This window comes from Roseburia sp. AM59-24XD (genome assembly GCF_003478445.1).
In the GTDB taxonomy this organism is placed as follows: Bacteria; Bacillota; Clostridia; order Lachnospirales; family Lachnospiraceae; genus Jutongia.
Genome location: NZ_QUET01000016.1, coordinates 1 through 24,160, shown reverse-complemented (window position 1 = coordinate 24,160; position 24,160 = coordinate 1). Strand labels below are relative to the sequence as shown.

Annotated in this window: 13 protein-coding genes and 1 other RNA gene; all 14 read left to right on the top strand. The window is 47.4% G+C overall.

Features of this window, described 5'->3' with window-relative positions; genetic code table 11:
* Positions 1 to 266: 266 nt before the first annotated feature.
* Positions 267 to 1,811, top strand: coding sequence for a 2,3-bisphosphoglycerate-independent phosphoglycerate mutase (gene gpmI, locus DXA20_RS08990; RefSeq protein ID WP_118560217.1), 1,545 nt, complete (start codon positions 267 to 269; stop codon positions 1,809 to 1,811).
* A gap of 154 nt (positions 1,812 to 1,965) precedes the next feature.
* On the top strand, positions 1,966 to 2,214 hold the full coding sequence (gene secG / locus DXA20_RS08985) for a preprotein translocase subunit SecG (protein ID WP_022305796.1): 249 nt from the start codon (positions 1,966 to 1,968) through the stop codon (positions 2,212 to 2,214).
* 141 nt (positions 2,215 to 2,355) lie between these two features.
* Entirely contained in the window at positions 2,356 to 4,704 is a 2,349-nt protein-coding gene (rnr, locus tag DXA20_RS08980; protein WP_022305797.1) for a ribonuclease R, read from the top strand.
* Between the two features lie 51 nt (positions 4,705 to 4,755).
* Positions 4,756 to 5,223 carry an SsrA-binding protein SmpB gene (gene smpB, locus DXA20_RS08975; RefSeq protein ID WP_022305798.1) on the top strand — a complete coding sequence of 156 codons (468 nt, stop codon included), beginning with the start codon at positions 4,756 to 4,758 and terminating at the stop codon, positions 5,221 to 5,223.
* A gap of 121 nt (positions 5,224 to 5,344) precedes the next feature.
* Positions 5,345 to 5,688: a transfer-messenger RNA gene (gene ssrA / locus DXA20_RS08970) on the top strand.
* Positions 5,689 to 5,852: 164 nt separating this feature from the next.
* The gene (locus tag DXA20_RS08965; protein WP_118560215.1) at positions 5,853 to 6,206 is read left to right on the top strand and encodes a dihydropteridine reductase; all 354 of its coding nucleotides are present in this window, start codon (positions 5,853 to 5,855) and stop codon (positions 6,204 to 6,206) included.
* Positions 6,207 to 6,374: 168 nt separating this feature from the next.
* Positions 6,375 to 6,968 carry a TetR/AcrR family transcriptional regulator gene (locus DXA20_RS08960; RefSeq protein ID WP_118560213.1) on the top strand — a complete coding sequence of 198 codons (594 nt, stop codon included), beginning with the start codon at positions 6,375 to 6,377 and terminating at the stop codon, positions 6,966 to 6,968.
* Complete coding sequence (locus DXA20_RS08955) at positions 6,965 to 8,002, top strand: zinc-dependent alcohol dehydrogenase (protein WP_118560211.1); 1,038 nt, start codon at positions 6,965 to 6,967, stop codon at positions 8,000 to 8,002. Before DXA20_RS08960 ends, DXA20_RS08955 begins: the two co-directional genes overlap by 4 nt.
* A gap of 917 nt (positions 8,003 to 8,919) precedes the next feature.
* Positions 8,920 to 19,212, top strand: coding sequence for a leucine-rich repeat protein (locus DXA20_RS08945; protein ID WP_118560209.1), 10,293 nt, complete (start codon positions 8,920 to 8,922; stop codon positions 19,210 to 19,212).
* Positions 19,213 to 19,384: 172 nt separating this feature from the next.
* A complete protein-coding gene (locus DXA20_RS08940) occupies positions 19,385 to 20,077 on the top strand; it encodes an alpha/beta hydrolase (protein WP_199877067.1) in 693 nt (230 codons plus the stop codon).
* A gap of 68 nt (positions 20,078 to 20,145) precedes the next feature.
* The gene (locus tag DXA20_RS08935; RefSeq protein WP_022305116.1) at positions 20,146 to 20,565 is read left to right on the top strand and encodes a hypothetical protein; all 420 of its coding nucleotides are present in this window, start codon (positions 20,146 to 20,148) and stop codon (positions 20,563 to 20,565) included.
* A gap of 209 nt (positions 20,566 to 20,774) precedes the next feature.
* Entirely contained in the window at positions 20,775 to 21,452 is a 678-nt protein-coding gene (locus DXA20_RS08930; protein WP_022305115.1) for a peptidylprolyl isomerase, read from the top strand.
* A 188-nt stretch (positions 21,453 to 21,640) separates the two neighbouring features.
* A complete protein-coding gene (locus DXA20_RS08925; protein ID WP_147403728.1) occupies positions 21,641 to 23,290 on the top strand; it encodes a M14 family zinc carboxypeptidase in 1,650 nt (549 codons plus the stop codon).
* 35 nt (positions 23,291 to 23,325) lie between these two features.
* The gene (locus DXA20_RS08920) at positions 23,326 to 23,994 is read left to right on the top strand and encodes an FHA domain-containing protein (RefSeq protein ID WP_158577178.1); all 669 of its coding nucleotides are present in this window, start codon (positions 23,326 to 23,328) and stop codon (positions 23,992 to 23,994) included.
* Positions 23,995 to 24,160 lie beyond the last annotated feature (166 nt).

Genomic DNA, 24,160 nt, shown 5'->3' with positions numbered 1-24,160 from the left:
CAATATCTTTGATCCCGATGTCATGATATTACGCTGTTAGCTTTTGGATTAGTAATAATATAAAACGCCATGAAATGCGTTCAATGTATATAGATATCGTTGAACTGTGTTTCGTGGCGTTTTCTTTTAAATCTCAGGCAGCTCTTGTTATTGACGAATGCGAGGGAATCTTGTATACTCAAGGATGGTAGAAGTGAAAGTCCGCTGCCGGTGCTGTGGCGCGGCGATAACAGACAGAGACAGCACAGAAAAGAGGAATAGAGATTATGAGTCAGAAACCAGTTGTATTGATGGTATTAGATGGATACGGATTGAATGACAAGGTTGAGGGAAATGCGATCGCACAGGCGAACACTCCTGTAATGGACAAGCTGATGGCAGAGTATCCGTTTGTCAAAGGAAATGCAAGCGGTCTTGCAGTAGGTCTTCCGGATGGTCAGATGGGTAACTCAGAGGTTGGTCACATGAATATCGGTGCCGGCCGCGTGATCTATCAGGAGCTGACACGTATTTCAAAGTCAATCGACGATGGCGATTTCTTCGAGAACGAAGAGCTTTTAGCTGCCATTGAGAATGTTAAGAAGAATGGCTCAGATCTTCATTTATATGGTCTGCTTTCCGATGGTGGTGTACACAGTCATAATACACACCTGTACGGACTGTTGGAGTTAGCAAAGAAGAATGGCGTGGAGAATGTATATGTTCACTGCTTCTTGGATGGTCGTGACACACCGCCTGCATCCGGTAAGGAATATGTAGAGCAGCTTCAGACAAAGATCGACGAGATCGGTGTTGGTCATATTGCCAGCCTGCATGGCCGTTATTATGCAATGGATCGTGATACGAACTGGGATCGTGTTGAGAAGTCCTACGCTGCACTTGTATATGGTGAGGGCGTAAAGGCAGAGGATGCTGTTCAGGCAATGGCAGATTCTTATGCCAACGATAAGACAGATGAGTTCGTTGTTCCTACCGTCATCGAGAAGGACGGCAAGCCACTGGCAACGATCAAGGACGGCGATTCCGTGATCTTCTTTAACTTCCGTCCGGATCGTGCAAGAGAGATTACCCGTAGCTTCTGTGATGAGGAGTTCACAGGCTTTGAGCGCAAGAAAGGCTTCCTGAAGCTGACATATGTATGCTTCGTTGATTATGATGATACAATTGGCAACAAGCTTGTTGCATTTAAGAAAGAATCCGTAGAGAATACGTTTGGTGAGTTCCTTGCAGCCAATGGAAAGACACAGCTTCGTCTGGCTGAGACAGAGAAGTACGCGCATGTTACATTCTTCTTCAATGGCGGAGTAGAGGAGCCGAATAAGGACGAGGAGCGTTCCCTTGTGAAGTCTCCAGCCGTAGCAACCTACGATCTGCAGCCGGAAATGAGTGCTCCGGAGGTCAGCAGACGACTGAATGAGGCAATTGGTTCCGGAAAGTATGATGTGATCGTCATCAACTTCGCAAACCCTGACATGGTAGGTCATACCGGTGTGATCCCTGCAGCTATCAAGGCAGTTGAGGCAGTGGATGGGTGTGTCGGTTCTGCAGTTGAGGCAATCAAGAAGGCTGACGGCGTTCTGTTTATCTGTGCCGATCACGGAAATGCAGAGAAGATGATTGATTACGAGACCGGTGAGCCACATACCGCTCACACAACCAATCCGGTACCGTTTATTCTTGTCAACTATGACGAGTCATATACACTTCGTGAGGGCGGATGCCTTGCAGATATCGCTCCGACACTGATCGAGGTTATGGGTATGGAGCAGCCAAAGGAAATGACAGGAAAGTCACTCCTGATTAAGAAATAATTGTCTTGACGGGCAGAATATGGGTAGATCAAAAAATCTACCCGTTATAGAAAAAACTTCTTGAAATGATGGGACACATGTGCTATCATTAAGTAGTTGTTGTGTAACATCATGACAAATTTAAGTTACATTGGATTAAATTGGAGGTTTTTCGATGATCAACATTATTCATGGCATTTTATTAATTCTTTATATTATTGATTGTATTGCATTGACGGTTGTTGTATTGATGCAGGAAGGTAAGCAGGCTGGTCTGACCGGCGCTATCAGTGGTGCTGCAGAGTCATACTGGGGCAAGAACAAAGGTCGTTCCATGGAGGGCGGACTTGTACTCGCAACCAGAATTATGGCTGTACTTTTTGTTGTATTCTCACTGTTGCTGAACCTTAATATCTTCAGCTAAAGCGGATTGCTTTACGGAGGATCAGTACGATAGAAAATTATGCCGTCTCATGGGTATTTCCGTGAGGCGGTTTTTTGGAATTAGGGAGGTTTTGCGCCTGCAGCCCGGAGTTTGCGGGACGAGAAAGGAATGTAAGATATTATGGTACAGGAAGAATTTGAAGAGAAAAAGAAAATGATCGAGGAGTTTGTGGGCTCCAAGGGATACCGCAGTATGTCTGTGAAAGAGATGGCGATGGTGCTTCAGGTGCCGTCCCGTGACAAGAAGGATTTCCGTGAGGTGTTAGACGCGCTGGCGAGGGAAGGCAAGATCAGCATTGATCTGAAAGGGAAGATCAAGCCGCTTCCGGCAGATGTCAAGGTCGGAAAGTATATGGCGACACAGCGCGGCTTTGGTTTTGTACGCGTGGAAGGAGAGGATGACGATATTTTCATTCCGGGTTCCTATACCAAGAGCGCACTGGATGGCGATACCGTGCAGGTACTTGTCAAAAAGGAAGGCGGCGAAGGCAAACGGCGCGAGGGTCAGGTGCTTAATATTCTTGAACGGGGCAACAGTGTTCTTGTCGGAACCTATACACGCAGCCGTAATTTTGGCTTTGTGACGCCGGATAATCAGAAATTTACCAAGGATATTTATGTTGCGAAAGCAGAGAGCAAGGGGGCGGTGACCGGTCACAAGGTTGTTGTCGAGATCACGGATTTTGGCGATGAGCAGCGTAAGCCTGAGGGACGTGTTCTGGAGATTCTGGGACATGTCAATGATCCGGGTGTTGATATTCTTTCCGTGATCAAGGCATACGGTCTTCCGGAGGAGTATCCGGATGATGTGATGAAGCAGATCGAGAATATTCCGGATGAGGTGGAAGAGAAGGAGAAGGCTGGAAGAGCCGATTTCAGAGATCTTCAGACAGTTACGATTGATGGTGAGGATGCAAAGGATCTGGATGATGCCATCACCATTTCCAAGGAAGGGAATATGTACCATCTGGGTGTTCATATCGCCGATGTCAGTCAGTATGTGACGGAAGGGTCACCGCTTGACAAGGAAGCGTTAAAACGAGGTACCAGCATTTATCTGGTAGACCGCGTTATCCCAATGATCCCGCACAAGCTGTCCAACGGCATCTGCTCCTTGAATCAGGGCGTTGACCGTCTGGCGCTGTCCTGTATGATGGACATCAACGAAAAGGGTGAGATCGTAAAGCACAAGATCTGTGAATCAGTGATCAATGTAACAAGACGTATGTCCTATACAAGTGTGCATAAGATCATCGAAGAGAAGGATGAGGCGGAGCGTAAGGAATACGAAGAGCTGATCCCGATGTTTGAGTTGATGTATGAGCTGGCAGATATCCTGCAGGCGAGACGGGAGAAGAGAGGCTCCATTGATTTTGATTTCCCGGAGGCAAAGATCATTCTCGATGAGAAGGGGAAGCCGATCGATGTGAAGGAATACGAGCGGACGCAGGCGAACCGCATTATTGAGGAGTTTATGCTGGCTGCCAATCAGACGGTCGCTGAGGAGTATTTCTGGAACGAGCTTCCGTTTGTATATCGTACACATGAGACGCCGGACATGGAGAAAATCCAGAATCTGGCACTCTTTATCGAGAATTTTGGGTATACTTTAAAGATCAAGGAGGATGAGATTCATCCGAAGGAGGTTCAGAAGCTGATGCGTTCCATCGCCGGCAAGCCGGAGGAGGGACTGATCGGCAGGCTGGCACTTCGTTCCATGAAGCAGGCGAGATATACGACAGAGTGTGAGGGGCATTTCGGACTTGCACTTAAGTATTACTGCCACTTTACCTCGCCGATCCGCCGTTATCCGGATCTGCAGATCCACCGCATCATCAAGGAGAATATCCACGGCGGCATGAAGGATAAGAGGATTGATCATTATCAGAAGATCCTTCCGGAGGTTGCAGAGCAGACGAGTGCTCTGGAGAGGCGTGCAGATGACGCAGAGCGCGAAGTAGAGAAGATGAAGAAGGCAGAATATATGGAGCAGTTTGTCGGAAAGGATTTCGAGGGAACGATTTCCGGACTGACAACTTGGGGCATGTATGTGGAGCTTCCGAATACGATCGAAGGAATGATCCGTGTGGCAGATATTCCGGGAGATTATTACTATTATGATGAGGATCTTCATCGCATGGTCGGTGAGCAGACCGGCAAGGTATACAAGATGGGAGAACCGCTGCGCATCATTGTAGCCGGTGTCGACAAGCTGACCAGAACGATTGACTTTGTTTTGTATCAGGAGGATGAGGACGGCAATCCAATCCTGCCTTCCTTAGAGAAGAAGTCGCCGAAGGAGCGTATCAGTGCCCGTGAGAAGAAAGCGATGGCTGCAAAGTCTGCCGGAAAGTCAAGAAATTCCGGTAAGGATGGTAAATCAGGAAGAGGCCGCGCAGACAGAGGAACCCGCAGAGCCAAGGAGCGCAAGGCGAAAAAGAAGGTGGCAAAGAGACGCACACGCAGATAGACTGCGGATGATCTGATCGACAGATCAGCGTGATGCGCATTAGGAGGAATTATGGCAAAGGAAAGTAAAAAGATCATTGCGAACAACAAAAAGGCATTTTACGATTACTTTATCGAAGATAAATACGAAGCCGGTATCGAACTGGTGGGAACAGAGGTAAAGTCCCTGCGTATGGGCAAGTGCAGTATCAAAGAGGCATTTGTCCGCATCCAGAAGGGAGAAGTTTTTATCTACGGTATGCATATCAGCCCCTATGAAAAGGGTAATATATTTAACAGGGATCCGCTTCGTGCGAGAAAACTTCTTCTGCACCGTTATGAGATCCGTAAGATTGAGGGACAGATCGCACAGAAGGGATATACTTTAGTGCCGCTTAATGTTTATCTTAAGGGCAGCCTTATGAAGGTGGAGATTGGCCTGGCAAAGGGTAAGAAGCAGTATGATAAGCGCCAGGACATTGCCAAGAAGGATCAGCGCCGGGAGGCTGAAAAGCAGTTTAAGGTCAGAAATCTTTATTAGACAGGCTTACGGTAGAACAGACAACGTCTGATTTATAGATCAAAAGCTTATCAAAAAGATGATCTGGTTATTGACAAAATGTTGTAAGGGTGTTATAGTAATCAGCAATCTTACAACTTAAGGGGTTGTACAGGTTTCGACGGGCTCGCTGAAGATGGAGAAGCTGTCCGTGGTCGGACACCACGTTAAAAGTTCGAATTTAAAATTAAACGCTGAAGATAATTTAGCACTGGCTGCCTAGTTGCAGCCCATCGGTCCTAGCGTCCCGCCGTTAGGGGTTCCGGTGTCGACCTGCGGGAAACTCTGATGCCTAAGCTTTGCGGTATCAGAAAATTCATGAAGCTACTGAAGACTGCAGCCTGTTAGTGGGCGGCAGCCGGAGGGAATGTCAAAACACTGACTATGACAGTAGAAGGACATTGGATCCGGGTTCGGACAGGGGTTCGATTCCCCTCAGCTCCATTAGCCCCAAGGCACGATATACCGTGTCTTGGGGCTTTTGTATTATACCGGTTAACAACTTAGAATTTACAGTATTCCTGAACTCAACACAAATCCTCATCCGTGTTGTTCAGTTGTTCCTTTTTTGCTGGTATCATAAAACCATCAAATAAAGGAGGCAATAAGCCATGAACACAGATAAGATTTACGCAGAACAGCTCGCCAACGAGTACACACCTAAAGACACCTCGAAAGTGATTGCCCTTCGCAAGCTGGACAAGAAAGCTAAACTTCCCGCAACCGTTTTCACCTACACTTTCGGAATTATCGCTGCGTTGGTAGCAGGTGTGGGAATGTGTCTCTCAATGAAGATCATCGGCAGTGGTACGACCGCTATGTTCGTCCTCGGTGTGATTGTTGGAATCATCGGTCTGCTGGGTATGGGTGTCAACTATCCCATTTACAAAAAACTGCTGGCACGGAGCAAGCAGAAATATGCTTTTGAGATTATGGAATTGGCGAAAGAAATCAGTGAGAAATGATGCATTCTCAGTTTGCAGACAGCGATGATAACCCGTTTTTCTGAAAACGGAGAGAGTTACCGAAAAATAATGAACGCCATTACAGGCGGATTTGTCTACGGCATGGTCATTTTGATTGCCGTAATCATGCTGTTGTATAACATAAAACACGAAAGAAGGTGGAAACGATTGAAGAAGTCAGAAAGCAAATATTTCGCCACTGCAGCCAGAATGGACGAGGCTTTTTTGGCGCTTTTGGAAAAGAAGGATTTTGCCTACATTACAGTCAAGGAAATCTGCGAGGAGGCAGGCGTCAATCGCTCCACCTTTTATCTGCATTATGAAACAATGGCAGACTTACTTTCGGAGAGCGTCAGTCATATGAATGAGCAGTTTCTTGCTCACATGAAGAAGGACACAGATGCCTTTGTCACAAAGTTGTGGGATTGTCCGTTGGATGAATTGTACCTTATTACGCCAGAGTATCTGACACCTTATCTTGATTACATCGAGCAGCACAAGCTACTGTTCCGCACGGCAACAGAAAATGCCGCAGTGCTGGGAATGGATAAAAGCTATGAACGGATGTTCCGCCATGTGTTCACGCCAATCCTCGACCGCTACGGTATACCGCAGCAGGACAGACCGTATCTCATGGCGTTTTATATTCAAGGGTTAATGGCAATTATCTCGGAATGGCTCAAAAACGACTGCACGGATTCCGTTGAGGATGTTGTAAATGTGATTCAGCGGTGTGTAAAACGCCGCAGGGAGGAAATATGAAAGCTGGTATCTATTTAGAAAAAGAACAAGTTGAAATTCGGGAGCTGCCGTTGCCGGAAGTCGGAGACAATGATGTGCTGGTGCAGAACCTCTATTCCAGTATCTGCGGCACAGATGTTGCGGTTTTCACCCACGGTCCGAACACTGGTCACAAGGTGACTGTCGGCGGTGAGTTTGGTCATGAGACTGTTTCCCGTGTGGTGAAGGTCGGAAAGAATGTCACAGATTTTTCAGTAGGCGAACGGGTCTACCCTTACCCTCGTTATGCCAAAGGGGACACAAAACGAGCCGGAACCATCGGCGGATTCTCGGAATATATTCTCATTCCTAATGCCAAACGGAATCATTCCCTCTATGCTGTGGATGATTGTATCTCCGATAAGCTGGCAAGCCTGATTGAGCCGTTTACGGTTGGCTGCCGTGCTGCCCGCCGGGGGATGATTCCCTGGGGCAAGGAACAGTATGTTGCTGGGCAGAATGCCGTGGTGTTCGGCTGCGGAACGATTGGCATTGCCGCTGCAGTTGCCTTCAAGCACTTCGGCATGGAGAAAGTTATGATCTGTGACCGCTCGGATTTTCGTCTAAGTTTAGCAGAACAGTTAGGCTTTGCGGTTTGCAATACAGCGTCAGAGAATTTTGAAACATCAGCCGTTAGCTATTTCGGCACGGCTCCTTCCCTAAATGGCACAGTTGCCAGCATTGACTGCTGGCTGGATGCCGCCGGTGCGGAGAGTATTCTGGATGATTTCCTTCGGTTTGGAAAAATCGAGAGCCGCTTTGTCTCCGTTGCAGTCAACAACATGCCCCGCACCATTGACCTGCTCCACATGACCTATGCCCAGCAGAGCATCATCGGCTCCGGTGGCTATATGCCGGAGGATGTGCGGGACGTGCAGGAGATCATGGCGAGTGGTAAGTGGGAATTGGAGCGGATCATCACTCATGAGTTCCCACTGAATGAATTGGAACAAGCCATCCGCACGGCGAGCGATGTTGACCATGCTGGAAATGTGGTCGTGGAAATGAAAGGATAAAAAAGTCTGTGCTATGACTTTCAATTTGTAGAAAAGAGAATGGAGAAAGCCATTCTCTTCTTTGTGTGCGCCTTGCGGCGCACGTCGCTAAGGGGTGTAAGTTCCTAATCCGCCCTAGTAGTGGGAAAGATACAGCCGAGACCAAGGGTGTCCATCGTGAGGTGGAATCGATGGTATGCAGGTGGATGAACTTCTGCCCTTCCTTAGAGAAAACCAGGAATCCTTAATCCAGGAGATAAGGGAAGGGAAATATAACCTAACCCGGTTCGAAGGGTAGAAATACCCAAGGAGACAAAAGGCGAGTTTAGAAAGCTGGGAGTTCCTACGGTTGTTGACAGGGTAATCCAACAGGCAATTGCACAGGAACTCTCGCCAATCTATGAGGAGCAATTCTCAGAGGAGCGGTCTATTGGAAACAATGGAAGAAAATCAAAGCAAAGTACCGAATGCTAAAAGCACTAGGATTAGAGGAATGGAAAGCCAAGAAACTAGCCAATAGTAGAAAAGGTTATTGGAAAATGGCACAAGTGTTAAATTCAGTAATCACGAATAAAACAATAGCCAAGCTGGGATATACATCCATGCATGACCATTATCTGATGGTCAGTGAAAACTAAGGAACCGCCGTGTACCGAACGGTATGCACGGTGGTGTGAGAGGTCGGCTAATCAACTAATGATTAGCCTCCTACTCGATTCAATTAATTGGTATCAGAGATTGTAAGCAAAATCAAGAGTTGGAAAGTAATTTTCATGTGTAAAAGCGTATACTGTTGACGGATTGGTGACATTATTTGATATCAATCTATACTTGATTTATTTTTTGTCAATGTTGATGGTGAAAAAAACGGAAAGAAAACGATTCATCGGATATGTTATCATATCCTTATCTAGACTTTCGGATAAGGAGGATAAGCGATGAATCGAAAAAGAATCGGAATAATTCTTGTGATCATGGCTGTCATTGTGGGCGGTATCGTGGGATACTACCACGAAAGACCGGAGACAAACGGGTCGATCAATGCATCCAATGATCAGAAGAAAAAGCTGGAACAACAGCAGGATGAAAAATGTAAGGAGCTTGTGCAGCAGAAGGGACGGTACGATGAGAAGACCATCGTTCTGTCGGACACAAATGAGTCGCGGGCAAAGGCTCTGGCTGACAAGATGGGTGCTTCTGTCCGCATGACGGCAGACAAGCACTTTGCGGTGCTGACGCTGCCGAAGGATGTGAAGGTGGCGGACATTTATTCGGACAAGGAATACAGGCAGGATCTGTCCGAGATGTCCTTAAACTACCATGTGAAGGCGAGCGCGGTGGATGCCAGCCAGCATGAGCTGTATCAGACGCGAGCGGATTACGAGGTGAGTGATCCGGACTACGATAAGCAGAGCGAGACGGGCTATCTGAACCTGAGGGATACCTGGAAGCACAATAAGGGTGCCGGAGTGACGGTAGCCATTATTGATACCGGTATTGATACGGATCATGAGGAATTTCAGGGGCGGATCAGTAAGCTTTCTTATAATGCTTCGGATGACAAGATCGTCAAGGATTATGATATGTCTGTGATCGAGGATGAGCAGGGACATGGAACAAGTGTTGCCGGAACTCTGGGTGCATCCATGAATAATGGAAGCGGTATCACAGGTGTTGCGCCTGAGACAGAGCTGCTTGTGATCAAATGCGATGCAGATGCGCAGGGTAATTTTCTGAGAGCATCCGATCTTGTTTTTGGTCTGGCGTATGCGATCGAAGCCGATGCAGATGTGGTAAACATGTCCTTTGTGACAGATGAAAATATCTTCAGTTATTATACGAAGCTGGCGGTGGACAGCGATGTGATCTGTGTGGCGGCTGCCGGTAATGACAGCACGGCACTCCTCAATTACCCGGCTGCCGATGAGAACGTGATCGGTGTCGGAGCACTGGATTCGGACTGGGAGCTTGCTGCGTATTCCAACTATGGTGACAACAGTGATATCGTAGCACCGGGAAGTGTGTATACGACAAAGATGGGCGGTACATACGGATACACACAGGGAACTTCTCTGGCTTCCCCGATCGTTGCAGCAGCGGCAGCACTGTACCGCGCAGACCATCCGGGTGCGGAGTTTAAAGAGATCCGTGATTATCTGATCGCATCGAGTGTGGATCTTGGCACCAGCGGAGAGGATGTGCTTTACGGCTACGGTGCATTGGATATCTATGCATTTCTGTATGAGGAAAAAGGAACGATCACCTATGAGATGCAGACCGATGAGATCAAGAATGAGACACAGCCGTTTGTAAAGGGACATACGGTTCAGCTGATGCTGGAGCCGGAGCGGGAAGATGTCGTGTTTGACGGCTGGTATTATGACAGGGACTGCACGGATGAGGTGGAGTATTATACGGATGTCTTTTCGCAGGATGTGACACTGTATGCAAAGTGGGCGAATGAGGACGATGCCAATGCATACACCTATGCAACCCTGCCGGATGGAACGGTGAAGATCTTATCCTATACCGGTAAGAGAAAATATCTGACCGTACCGGATACGATCGAAGGAAAGACCGTAAGCTGTATCGGAGAGTCCGCCTTTGAGAACAATGCAAGACTCCGGAAGGTGAGCCTGCCGGAACATCTGACAGAGATCATGCCGTATGCGTTTAACGGATGCAGCAGACTGTTGTCGATCGATGTCCCGGAAAGCGTACAGACGATCGGAACATTTGCGTTTTACGGCTGTGCCAGAATGAGCAGTGTGGGGATCGTGCCGGGCAGTGATCTTCGCACGATCGGAGAGCAGGCATTTGCCAATACAATGATCAGCTCCTTTACGATCCCGCAGAAGCTCAGTGAGCTGGGGGACGGAGCATTTCTGGGCTGCCGTGGCATGAGAAAGATCACGGTGGCAGAGGGCAACACGACATTTCAGGAGAAGGAGCATGCAGTTTATGACAGCACCGGAACAAAGCTGATCTACTATCCGACCGGGCTTGCGGGAAGTTATCCGGTGGCAGAGGGAACGAAGGAGATCGGAAAATATGCGTTTGCATATGCGAGAGCATCGCAGATTACGCTTCCGGATGGACTGGAGACGATCGGAGATCAGAGCTTTACGGGGGTATCCGCCAATGAGATCACGATTCCGGCGTCTGTCCGGAAAATGGGAGAGTACGCTTTTTCGTACTCCTCTCTTATGGCAGTAGATCTGCCGGAGGACAGCCAGCTTACCAAGATTTCGGAAGGTGCATTTATGGGATGCCTGATTGCAACTGTTTCTATTCCGAAGGGGATTGCAGAAATTGAAAGTGGAGCGTTTAGCAGCACGGGGCTGGTTAGTGTTAACTTTGCGGAGGATTCACAGCTGGAGCTGATTGGAAATGGAGCGTTTCAGTGGTCAAATCTGCGAAAAATCACATTACCGGATACGGTGCAGGCGATCGACCTTGCGGCATTTGCCAGTTGTCAGGAACTGAGTCAGGTAACATTTGGAGCAGACAGTAAATGCACGGTTTTGGGAGGCTATGCATTTTCAGGAACAAGAATGTTAAAGCAGATCAAAGTTCCGGATTCGGTACGATCGTTTGGGGAACTCTGTTTTTACCAGTCGGGACTGGAGGAGATTGAGATTGGTGCCGGACTGACGGAGATTGGCGAAGGTGCATTGTCCTACTGCCAGAACCTGCAGGACATCACGGTGGATAATGATAATGCAGTGTTTGGCTCTTATGACGGTGTCCTGTTCAATGCGGAGAAGACGAAGCTTATGTTCTATCCGGCGGCAAAGACGGGGGCATATACACTTCCAAAGACCACCGAGACGATCGCCGGATATGCATTTTCGGGAGCGTCTAAGCTGACAGAAGTAACCTTGAATGATGGTCTGATTGAAATCGGCAGATATGCTTTCAGTGACTGTGAATCACTTCAGACACCAGTGTTCCCAGAGGGGCTGGAACGCATTTCGGAGAATGCCTTTGAAAACTGCAGCAGCATGACGGAGAAATGCCTGATCCCGAAAAGTGTGTCTGCACTTGGCAGATTTGCGTTTGCGTATGATTATAACCTGACTGCGATAGAGATTGAACCGGAAAGCAAACTGAACCGTCTCGGTTATGGTGTATTTGGATACTGTGGTATTGAGGATTTCACAGTGCCGGAGAACGTTTCTACAATGGGACAGGAGGTATTTACCGGCTGCAAGAACCTGGTCACAGTGACATTCGAGGGAGAGAGCCAGCTGGAACGCATTGCGGCATGGACGTTTCAAGGTGCGGATGCGCTGCGCCGGATCACCTTTGAAGAGGGAAGCAGCCTGACGCTGCTCGAGGCAAGAGCATTGGAAGGCTTGACCTCCTTGAACCATTTGGATCTGAAATACTGTACAAAGCTGCAGGAGATTGATAATTATGCACTGAATCACTGTTCTTCCTTGACAGATATTTCTCTGCCACAGTCCCTGACTGTAATTGGCAGATATGCATTCCAGGGCTGTACTTCGTTGAAGAAGCTGACCGTGCCGGCGAAGCTTTCCCAAATCGGACGATATGCCTTTGTCGATACCGACAAGATTGAGATCTATTTTAAGGCAAGTGTGCTGCCGGAAGGCTTGGAAGAAAAATGGAACGAGGATGTGGCTGCTTACTATCTGGGTGTATCAGATGTGGTCAGCAGCGGGGAATGGGAGTATGCTCTGACCGAGGATGGAGATGCCAGCATTGTTGCTTATCACGGAAGTGCCACAGACATCGCACTGGATAAGATCGATGGTCATGATATCATCTCGATCGGCGGTAAAGTGTTCCAGAATAATATATTCCTTCGCAGTATTACCCTGCCGGAGACACTGACCGGCATTTATCAGAATGCCTTCGCCGGAACGACAGAGCTTCAGGAGATCACGATCCCGGCTGCAGTGCGTGTGGTCGATGACCATGCCTTTACGCGAAGCGGTCTGGCTAAGGTGGAGTTTGCTGCCGGAAGTAAGTTAGTGACTCTGGGACGTTATGCGTTTACAGAGACAAAGAACCTGACAAAGCTTACCCTGCCGAAGGGCGTTGACCGGATCCGTGATTATACATTCTATAAGAGCGGAATTAAGGAGCTTACCTTTGCCGATGGAGCAGAACCGACACAGATTGGGCGTTATGTGTTTGCCGGTTCAGCACTTACTGACTTTACCGTGCCGGACAGTGTGACAAACATTGACTATAATGCGTTCAGTGATGCGACCAGTCTGACAAAGGTGGATCTTGGAAACGGGGAGAAGCTTACGCTGCAGGGAAATGCATTCTATAATTCCGGTCTGACGGAGGTCACGATTCCGGCCGGAGTGGATCATATCGGAGAACTCTGTTTTGCCGGCTGTGAAAATCTGAAGGCGATCCGGGTGGCAGAGGACAATCAAAGATACAGCTCGGATGAGGATATTCTGTACAATAAGGCACAGACAACTCTGCTCACCTGTCCTGCCAATAAGGAAGGCAGCTATACGGTCAAGAGTACCGTGACCTCCTTTGGATTTGCAGCATTTGAAAAATCAAAGCTGTCACAGATTACAATCCCGCAGGACAGCCGGTTAAGTACGATCGGTTACCGTGCGTTTATGCGCTGTGAGAAGCTGGAGCAGATCAGTATCCCGGCAGGACTGCAGAGCATTGACCGGTATGCCTTTGCGTATTGCAGTAGTTTGAAAACGGTAGAGGTACCAGAGGGAAGCCAGCTTGGCGGAATTTATAAAAGTGCTTTCTATAACTGCAGTCAGCTGGAATCCATCCGGATCCCGGATGGCGTGCAGGAGATCGGCGCGTACGCCTTCTATGGCTGTAATAGTCTCAATAATATGGATATCACTGATAATAGCAAGATGATGAGTATTGATGACCATGCGTTTGAGTATTCGGCAGTTACAAACTTTACGATGCCAAAGGATCTGGTGGAGATCGGAACAGCGGCATTCAATGGTGCGAAGCTGGATACCCTGATCGTTAATGATTCCATTCAGGAGATTGGAAGAAATGCCTTTGCAGACTGTGGTCTGGCGAAGATGACGAAGCTGGAGTTCCCGGTCAGTGTGACATATCTTGGAAATGGGGCATTGAAGGGAGCCAATACGATCGAAGAACTGACGTTGCCATTTTTCGGTGAATATCTGGGTGCGGAAGCAGGAAATGGATATATTAATACGGTGAAACTGGATGATCTGTTTGCGCAGGAGCAATGGACGACTATTGGTAACCTGAAAAAGCTGACGATCCTTCAGGGACAGTTTGTACCAGAAGAGTATTGCTGGTCTGTGGAGGGAATCAGTGAAGTGAATTTGCCGGATACAGTTACAGAAGTAGGAGCATGCGCTTTTTGTAGTACGTCATTGACACAAATCAGTTTACCGGAAAATCTGCTGGTTATTCGTGAACGGGCTTTTGAAGCAACATCACCTGAAAGAGTGGTTTTTCCGGAGAAGGTAAATAAGATTAATGCAAGTGCTTTTCGGAATTGTTCCCGATTAACGAAAATAGATCTTCCGAAATCGTTAAACTTTATTGGAGAAGAAGCTTTTTATAATACTTCTTTGGAGGAAGTTACACTGCCGGATAAATTGAATTATATACAGAAGCGTGCTTTTGCGTTGAGCTCGTTAAAAAATATAGAGATTCCAGCAGGTGTGACATCTATCGGGGAAGGTGCCTTTTCTGAAAACAAGAATTTGGAAAGAATTGATGTGGATGAGCAGAATGAGGCATACTGCTCAGTCGATGGAGTGCTCTATAATATAGAAAAAACGGAATTGTTATGCGTTCCGGGAAAGTTGACAGGATCGGTGACGATTCCGAATGGAATACAGAGAGTAGGGGATTATTCCTTTGCGGGTACCGGTGTAACTGAGGTTGTTTTGCCAGATAGTTTAAAAGTGATTGGAGAAGGAGCATTTTTGAAATCTTCTTTGAAAGAGATTGATTTACCGGACGGTGTCACAGAAATTGGTAAATATGCATTTCAGGAATGTGTACAGTTGGAACAGATAGAATTGAGTGAAAATCTTCATGAAATTCCATACTGGTTGTTTATGGGAGATACAAAACTTCATAAGGCTGAACTTCCCGATAATATTGAGAAAATAGATTCTGGAGCTTTTGAACAAACCGGTATTAAATATGTATCATTGGGATCTAAATTGAAAACACTAGGTGATTCTGTCTTTAATGGATGCAGTCAGTTACAGTACATCCGTGTTGATGAAACCAATCAGTATTTTAAGACGCAGGATGGTATTCTTTACAACAAAGAAGGAACAAAACTGCTACTGACACCGATGATGATCAGTGGAGAGGTGGTTATTCCGGAAGGTGTGAAACGTCTTGAAAAATCAGCTTTTTCTGACCGGGAAAAACTGGAAAAGATTGTATTACCGGATAGTCTGGAGTATATCGGAAACACTTGTTTTCTTAACTGCCCAAAATTAAAGGCGATTTATATGGGTGAAAATGTATCATTTATTGGTCAGGGTGCATTTGGAGGAACCGGGTATTATTATAATGAGAAAAATTGGGAGAATGGTGTACTTTATATCGGCTCATATGCTGTGTGTAGCAATCTTGGATATGTGACTGAATATTTGAAGATTAAAGAAGGAACACGTTTGATTGCAGCAGGTTGCTTGAGTTATAATGAAACGTTGAATAGGGTTGAGATTCCGGATTCTGTTTTGCATATTAATGAATTCGCATTTTACTATTGTAAAAATCTTAAATCTGTGAAGATGAGCCGGCGGTTGACATCGATAGGAGAGTATGCGTTTGGTTACTGCGGAAAGATTTACAGTATTGTTTTACCGGAAACATTGACAACACATGGTTTTTCTGAGTTTGCTTATTGTGCCGGTCTGAAATATATACTTTTTGAAGCGGATCCTTCTAATTTGGAGAGAAGTTCCATGTTTTTTGATGCAACAGGAATTGAATGCATTCGGATCGCCAAAGTGGATGAAGCTGCCTTGAATATACTTTATAATGGCAGTCAGAATGTGAATGTGATTACTGATGCTACGGAGATAAGTGAAGCGACATCCTATAATGGTAGTGTAATCTACTCTCATGTAAAGAGAAACGACGGACAGCGTCTCGATAACCTCTACTACGATGGTGAATGGAACCAGGCAACCTTCTGGGTGGATGGCATGGTTCTTCAGATGGAACCTGTATTGTCCGCACAGGTGCTTCAGGCACCGGCACAGTCCCTGATCGATCAATATCTGCCGGATGGTGCCAAATTCATTGGATGGGATATTGATGGAGACGGAAAGGCAGATAAGCTGCCGGCAACTTTAACCGCTGATCTGAACGCTTATGCAGTTTATGACACACCAATACAGAGTGTATCACTGCCGGAGAGTGCAGAGGTCGAGGAAGGCTATACAAAGAAGCTGACGGTGGCATATGCACCGGAGGAGTACAGTCACGATGATACGTTACTCTGGAGGAGCTCCGATGAGACAGTAGCCACTGTGACAGAGGATGGCACGGTGAAGGGTATCGCACAGGGAGAGGCTGTGATCACGGCAGCCCTGAAGGAAGATCCGTCTATCAAGACACAGTGTACCGTGACGGTAACGCAGGTTAATTATGGAATTAAGCTGAGTGAATATCAGAAGGAAATGAATGCGGGAGAAACCTATCAGATCCCGGCAGAGATTGTTGTGCCGGAGGATGATACTGCTACCACAGAGTGGACCAGCAGTGACGAGAGTGTGGCAACAGTTTCTGAAACCGGAGAAGTTACTGCGATATCGCCGGGAGAGACAGATATTCGGATACGTCATGGCAGTATTGATGAGGTACATTACACGGTACGGGTATATGCGCCACTGCAGTCGATCTCCTTTAAGGAAACCATCGAGCAGATGAATGTCGGCGATGAGAAGAAGCTGCAGATAACATATGATCCGGTAAATACCTCTGATGATAAGAGTGTGACATGGATCAGCACAGATCACAGTGTATTGTCAGTAAATGCCGACGGGACTGTGACGGCAAAGGGACCGGGACATGCGAAGATCATTGCACTGGTCAACGGCAGAAGATGCGAGATGGAGGTGGAAGTTTTCGCACCACTGCAGTGGATCAAGCTGAACACAGCCACCGGAACCCTGCGTTTGGAGAGAAAGAAGGAATTAAGCGTAATCTATGAGCCGGAGAATACGACAGATGATACAACGGTTCAGTGGGAATCCTCTGATCCATCCATTGCGACAGTTGATGAAAACGGTGTTGTAACAGCAGTTCAGACCGGAAAGGCAACGATCACGGCAACGGTAGGAGATAAGACATCCTCTTACGAGGTGACCGTAGTCGGTTTGAAGGATGATAAGACAGGAATCATTGTCAGCAATTCAGATGACAGTGAGATGGATAAGGACATGACACTTGGAGTGGATGAGATCACCAGGGAAGCATTGCAGAAGAAATATCCGAAGGGATGGGAACTGTTCTGGAAGATCATTCAGGAAATGATCAAAGCGGCAAAGGGACATAAGCCTGTGACGCCGATCTTTGATATCAGTCTGTATGAAAATGAGGCTACGGTCCAGCCGGGACAGAGCGTGGATGTGGAGATACCGGTTCCGGATGGTGTATTGACGGAGGATGCGGTGATTTACCGTATCGAGGAAGACGGAACGATCACTGACATGCATGCAAAGTACCAGAACGGCAAGTTTACCTTCCAGACCGAGCATTTCAGCGTTTATGCGCTGGGAACAAAGTCCGAGCAGATATACACAACCGACATAACGTTTGATCAGGATGAGCTGGCACTTTGTCCGGGAAAGACGGCAACGCTTAGTGCCATTGCCGCACCGGAAAATATTACCAAGCCGGGAATCAACTGGAAGTCATCGGATGAATCGGTTGCCATCGTTTCAGAGGATGGCGTGATAAGCGCTGTTGCAGCAGGAACCGCAACGATCTCTGCGATTGCGGCAGATAATGAAGAAGTGACCGCACAATGTCTTGTCACAGTGGGACATAGCTACGGTGAGCCGATTGTGATCAAATATGCGAACTGCTCCGAGACAGGAAAGGCAGTGGAAGTGTGCGGCGGATGCGGTGAATCAAGGGAGATTATTCTTCCAATCGATTCGGATGCACATGTCTGGGGAGAGGACTATGTGATTGACAGAGAGGCTTCTGAGGACGAAGAAGGACAGAAATCGATCCACTGTACTCTGTGTGATGCGATCAATCCGGAAAGTATCATTATGATACCGAAGGTAACGCCGGCACCGACCGAGACACCTGTTCCAACGATAGAACCGATGGAGACACCGACAGTGAAACCGAGTGAGACACCAGTGCCAATGGAAACACCGACAGTGAAACCGAGCGAGAGTCCGAAGCCAACAGAGACGCCGGTACCGACAGAAACGGTAACACCGACAGCAAAACCGAGCGAGAGCACAGTGCCGACGGTAACACCAACGGTGAAACCGGGTGAGAGTCCTCAGCCAACGGAGGCGGTAACGCCGACGGCAAAGCCGAGCGAGACACCGGCACCGACAGGAACGGTAACGCCAACAGCAAAGCCAAGTGAGACACCAGTGCCAACAGAGCCGGTAATACCAACAGTGAAGCCGAGCGAGACACCAAAGCCAACAGAGACGGTAACGCCGACGGTAAAGCCGAGCGAAACACCGGCACCAATACCAACTCAGCCGGCAGCACCGGATGGAACATCACAGCCACTTCCTTCACTGGATCAGGGGATGGTATCGCCGGATCCTTCTCATGGGGACACCGTATCCGTTGGAACAGTGTTAGTGAAGGACGGTGTCACCTACCGGATCACGGCGGATGACACTGTGGAGTATCAGAAAGCAGATGCAAAGGCAAAAGGCACGGTGGTTATCCCGGCAACAGTAACACTGCAGGGAACAACATACAAGGTGACCTCCATTGCAGCAAAAGCGTTTTATAATAACAAAAAGCTTAAGAAGATCGTCATTGGTAAAAATGTGGTTCAGATTGGCAAAAAAGCATTTTACGGATGCTCAAATCTGAAAAACATTGTGATCAAGACGAAGGAATTAACTGCCAAAACAGTCGGAAAGAAAGCATTTTATAAAGTACACAAAAAGGCTGTTGTAAAGGTGCCGAAGAAATGCAAAAAACAGTATAAGATTTGGCTGAAGAAGACGGGGATTACCGGTCAGAGAAAAATTCGCTAGATAATATGCTAAAATGTATATGATGTAGTGAAAATAGAAAAGCGGACATCACACAAAAATGTGGTGTCCGTTTTTTAGTACAGAAGGTTTCCGTGCCACATCCTCTTCTCCTTGACGAAAATTTCTATTTTTGCTTAAATAAACATGACAAACAATCATTGAAGGTGAGAACATGATAAACGAGAAATTTCTATTGGAAGATAAACAGTGCGTGATACATGGCAGCTCGGATGCGGAATATATTTTGATCCAGCCGGTGAATGAACATGAGATGGCTCAGTTGGAGAAGAAAGTTTCTATGATCGGTGACAGGGTGACGGAACCGGTCGTACTGGCGGCATTTCTGGTACGGGACTGGAATCGGGAGCTTTCACCGTGGGAGGCACCGTCTGTGTTCGGGACGGAGGGCTTTGGCACCGGAGCGGCTGGCACGCTTCGGTTTGTGCAGGAAAGCTTCGTGCCGTTTGTGGTGAAACACTACGCAGCAGCTTCTGATGTGCCTGTGGTGCTTGGCGGCTATTCACTTGCAGGACTGTTTTCACTTTGGAGTGCGTATCAGACGGATCTGTTTGCGGCGGTTGCGGCAGTGTCTCCGTCAGTATGGTTTCCAAAGTGGGATGAATATGCGGGGAAGCATGCCGTACAGACAGAACGGATTTATTTAAGTCTTGGCAAGAGAGAAGAGAAAACGAGGAACCAGGTTATGGCAGCGGTGGGAGACCGCATTCGTGAACAATATAAACAATTGCAGGAGCAGGGGATCCAGACAACGCTGGAATGGAACGAAGGGAATCATTTTCAGGAGTCGGATGTCCGATGTGCGAAAGCGTTTATATGGTGTGTTCGTAATTTGGAACGTTCGTGATTTGGTCTGTCCATAATATGGGACAGCGCTGTGGTGGAAAAGATATGATCTGACAGGAGGATATTTTGATGACAGGAGATAAAGTAATAAGTGCGTTGATCGGACTGGTAGGTGCGGTGTCCAACAATGGCAGAACAGAACAGACAGATGAGGTGATCAGGGAGGCTTTTTTGCATCTGCGTGAGCCGGACAGGGAAGAGGATATGGTGAGGCAGATCCATGCGGCAAAGAATGTGATCGCACCGGACTGTGCGGTCTGCAAAAATCCGTGCGGAAATACCTCGGATTATGACATGACACAGTTTTATGATGCGGATGAGAAGGTGGTCGCCGCCAAGCAGGAGCTGATTGTGACAATCTGCAGCGTGATGGAAGAATCGGGAGAGATTACTGATTCTGTTTATCGTGGAATCGCGTATCTCGGATATCCTGTGCAGCCGGAGGAGTGTGAAGAGCTGCAACAGGAAATTCAAGAGGTATACAAATAGTACAAAATATTTTGTGAAAAAATCCTGACGAAATAGGATATGCTCCCTTTTGGGAAAACAGGTAGGATCATAAAAAACTGTTTTCCGAAAGGGGGCATTTTTCTTAGAATAGACAGAATCAAAAGTTTGTGGTATGATGCTCTATAGTTTTTTTCAAAATTTGAGTGAAAGAAAAGTGATTTTAAAGTCGAAAGAAAGGTTAGGTTTTTATGAGAAAGATAAGTAGTATTTTGATGACAGTGCTTCTTGGAGCATTGTGTTTGACAGGATGTGGAAGTACAGACAATAATACGGCTACAGACAGGAATGTTTCCTCGGCGGCGGTCTCTTCTCCGGCAGCGGATGCAGAAAGCAATGTGGCTTCTGATAACGAAGACAGCGATCTGCTTTCCGGTAAGCATCATATTAAGATCAAGGTGAAGGATTACGGAACTATTTCTGTCGAGCTTGATGCGGACGTGGCACCGATCACTGTGACGAATTTTGTGGATCTTGCCAAAGACGGATTTTATGACGGTCTGACATTTCACCGGATCATTTCCGGATTTATGATCCAGGGTGGTGATCCGCTGGGCAATGGTACCGGAGGGTCAGACAAGACGATCAAGGGGGAGTTTTCTGAGAACGGCGTTGAGAACAGTATTTCCCATGTGCGTGGTACGATTTCCATGGCACGGTCGCAGGATTATGACAGTGCCAGCTCTCAGTTCTTTATTATGCATAAGGATAATCCGGGACTGGATGGTCAGTATGCTGCTTTTGGAACTGTGACGAAGGGCATGGAGGTTGTTGATAAGATTTGCGAGGATACACAGGTTGAGGATGAGAATGGTACGGTTGCCGCAGAGAATCAGCCGGTGATCAAGAGCATCAAGGTGATTGATTAAGTGAGAAGCCAAACGGTTCAGACAAGTCGGAAGAATTTCTGATTTGTCTGACCGTTTTTTGTTTTACATAATTTTTTACGGAAATAAGCTGCAATTTCCGAACATATCTCTGTCCGGGAAATGGACTTTTGTGGCTGGAATCTGTATAATAAATAAAAAACAGGAGTATATTGAAGGGAGTAAGTACAGTGAAACGAAGAATGAAATGGAAATGTTTTATGCTGGCAGTGGTATTACTGCTGGAGACCTGCGCGGGAAATGACCTGCAGGCAGAAAGGAAGATGGCAGCGGATTTTGGAATGAATATCAAAAAGGTATATGCATCACAACAGTTACCGAATGATAAGAAGCAGCAGAGTCTGAAAAAGGCAGAGAATACAGAAGAAAGTGTGCAGCCGGCACAGACTGTGACACCGTCGGCAACAGAACCTGCAACAACGGAGCCGTCGGAAACAGAGCCGGCAGTTACCGAACCGGCAACAACTGAACCATCAGCGACAGAGCCTTCCGTAACAGAACCTGCAACAACGGAACCGGCTGTAACAGAACCGGCGAAAACAGCGACACCACCGGCAACCCAGACACCGGCTCCTTCAGAGGGTGCAGTTACCGCTTCTCCGGTTCCGATACCGACAGAGATGGTCGATCTTGAGCCGGGACGCGTGGCAAAGCTTTATTTTTGCGGAAGAGGACGTCACAAGGTGACGGTTTCCTGGAAGAAAACAGCTAATGCGACATCCTATCTTGTATACCGCAAGGCTTCCGGACAGGAGAAGTATACTTTGCGGGCAGAGGTGACCGCTCATAAATATCTGGATAAGTCTCTTACTTTTAACAAAAAGTACCGGTATCAGGTAGTAGCAGTGAATAAGACGGATGGCATCAGAAAGGCAGCCGGCAGAACAGGAACCTATAATAACCGCACCATTGTGCAGACGGATCATCAGAAGTACAGCTATGCGGAGATGTCGGCAGATATTCAGAAATTACAGGATAAATATCATGGGATCGTACATACCAGTGTGATCGGAAAGAGTGAAGATGGTAGAAATCTTTATGATGTAGTGATCGGTAATACGAAGGCATCAAAGACCCTGCTTGTGGTCGCCAACCTTCATGCAAGAGAGTATATGACCTCTGAGCTTTGCATGGATCAGATTGAATATTATCTGGAGAATTATTATACGGCAAGAGAGGGTGGAAGCTGGAAGAAGACCTTTGATAAGATTGCTGTTCACTATGTACCGATGGCGAATCCGGATGGCACAACAATCTCACAGTTTGGAATCAAGGGCATACGAAGCGCAGCTTTGCGAAAGCGTCTCCGGAAGCTGAAAAGCGGCAGCACAACGATCTGGAAAGCCAATGCAAGAGGCGTTGATCTGAACCGTAATTATCCGGTGCGTTTCCGCAAGCAGGGAAAGCGCGGACCGATGGGCTACAGCGGACCGAAAGCATGTAGCGAGAGTGAGACGCGTGCGATTAAGAAGCTGACAGATCAACTTCGTTCACAAAAGACACTGCGCGGCGTGATCAGCTATCATGCGATGGGTTCGATCATTTTCGGTGGAAGCGGTCTGGGCGGCACGCTCCAGAAGAATACAGACAGGCTGTATTATCAGTCGAGACGGCTGACGGGCTATGCCAGTGCGGCGGGCTATCATTCTTCATCAGGAGGAGACGGCAATTTCCTTACCTATATTCATGAGGTTACAAAGGTGCCGGGCATCACTCTGGAGGTTGGACGCTACACCTGTCCGGGACCGGCAAGAGAATATCCTTCCGTATGGAAATGCAATAAAATGGTTGTAATACAGGCAGCGAAGCTGTTTCGTTAGGAATACAGGACAATAAACAAATGGAGGAAGCTGATATGGAGAGAAACGGAGAGAATTTACAGATTAACTTTCACGGTAACAAACTAACGCTTGCGTTGGATGAGATCAAGTATTTTGAAGGAAGAGCGATGCGTGTGTTTGTAACGATGATGGATGAGCATCAGATCAGCTTCGACGGGAATCTGGATGAACTATGGGAGTTGTTGGACGGCACGCATTTTGTGCGGTGTCATCCGAATTATCTGGTGTCCTGTAAGGCGATCGTGGCAGTCTATCCGGCGCATATTCTGTTAGATAACCGTCTGATTGCGATCAGTCCGTATTATCATGAGCTGATCTGCAGCAAGGTGGACGAGCTGCAGATGTGGCTGCGTCAGAGAAAGGCGAGAGAGGAGTGGGGGATTCTTCAGGGGATTTCCGGTACCTATGAAGGAACATTGATCCCGATACGAAGGGACGAGGATGTCGTGATCGGAAGAGATCCGGAGGAGGCAGACGTGATATTTGAGACGCCGGAGATCAGTCGTAAGCACTGCTCGATCAGTTATCTCGGACCGAAGGAGGGTTTCCTGATCGCTGATTTTTCCACCAACGGAACCTATGTGCTGGGTGGGGACGAGCTGCCGGAAGGACAGCCGGTGCAGGTGCCTGTCGGAAGCCGTATCTCGCTCTCCAACGGTAAAGCCGTGTTTGTTCTGGTATAAGAAATGCTCATAATATAGTGTTAATTGAGGGCAAAACGCTGGTTTTGCCCTTTTGTTCTGGTATAGGAAAATGCTCGTAATGTGGTGGAAGGCTAACGAGAATTGCGAAGCAATTCTTGGAGGGCAAAACGCTGGTTTTGCCCTTTTGTTCTGGTATAGGAAAATG

Excerpts from the sequence above, each read along its gene's own strand:
- gpmI (WP_118560217.1), top strand. The coding sequence starts at position 267 with ATGAGTCAGAAACCAGTTGTATTGATGGTATTAGATGGATACGGATTG.
- secG (WP_022305796.1), top strand. The coding sequence starts at position 1,966 with ATGATCAACATTATTCATGGCATTTTATTAATTCTTTATATTATTGAT.
- rnr (WP_022305797.1), top strand. The coding sequence starts at position 2,356 with ATGGTACAGGAAGAATTTGAAGAGAAAAAGAAAATGATCGAGGAGTTT.
- smpB (WP_022305798.1), top strand. The coding sequence starts at position 4,756 with ATGGCAAAGGAAAGTAAAAAGATCATTGCGAACAACAAAAAGGCATTT.
- DXA20_RS08965 (WP_118560215.1), top strand. The coding sequence starts at position 5,853 with ATGAACACAGATAAGATTTACGCAGAACAGCTCGCCAACGAGTACACA.
- DXA20_RS08955 (WP_118560211.1), top strand. The coding sequence starts at position 6,965 with ATGAAAGCTGGTATCTATTTAGAAAAAGAACAAGTTGAAATTCGGGAG.
- DXA20_RS08945 (WP_118560209.1), top strand. The coding sequence starts at position 8,920 with ATGAATCGAAAAAGAATCGGAATAATTCTTGTGATCATGGCTGTCATT.
- DXA20_RS08940 (WP_199877067.1), top strand. The coding sequence starts at position 19,385 with ATGATAAACGAGAAATTTCTATTGGAAGATAAACAGTGCGTGATACAT.
- DXA20_RS08935 (WP_022305116.1), top strand. The coding sequence starts at position 20,146 with ATGACAGGAGATAAAGTAATAAGTGCGTTGATCGGACTGGTAGGTGCG.
- DXA20_RS08930 (WP_022305115.1), top strand. The coding sequence starts at position 20,775 with ATGAGAAAGATAAGTAGTATTTTGATGACAGTGCTTCTTGGAGCATTG.
- DXA20_RS08920 (WP_158577178.1), top strand. The coding sequence starts at position 23,326 with ATGGAGAGAAACGGAGAGAATTTACAGATTAACTTTCACGGTAACAAA.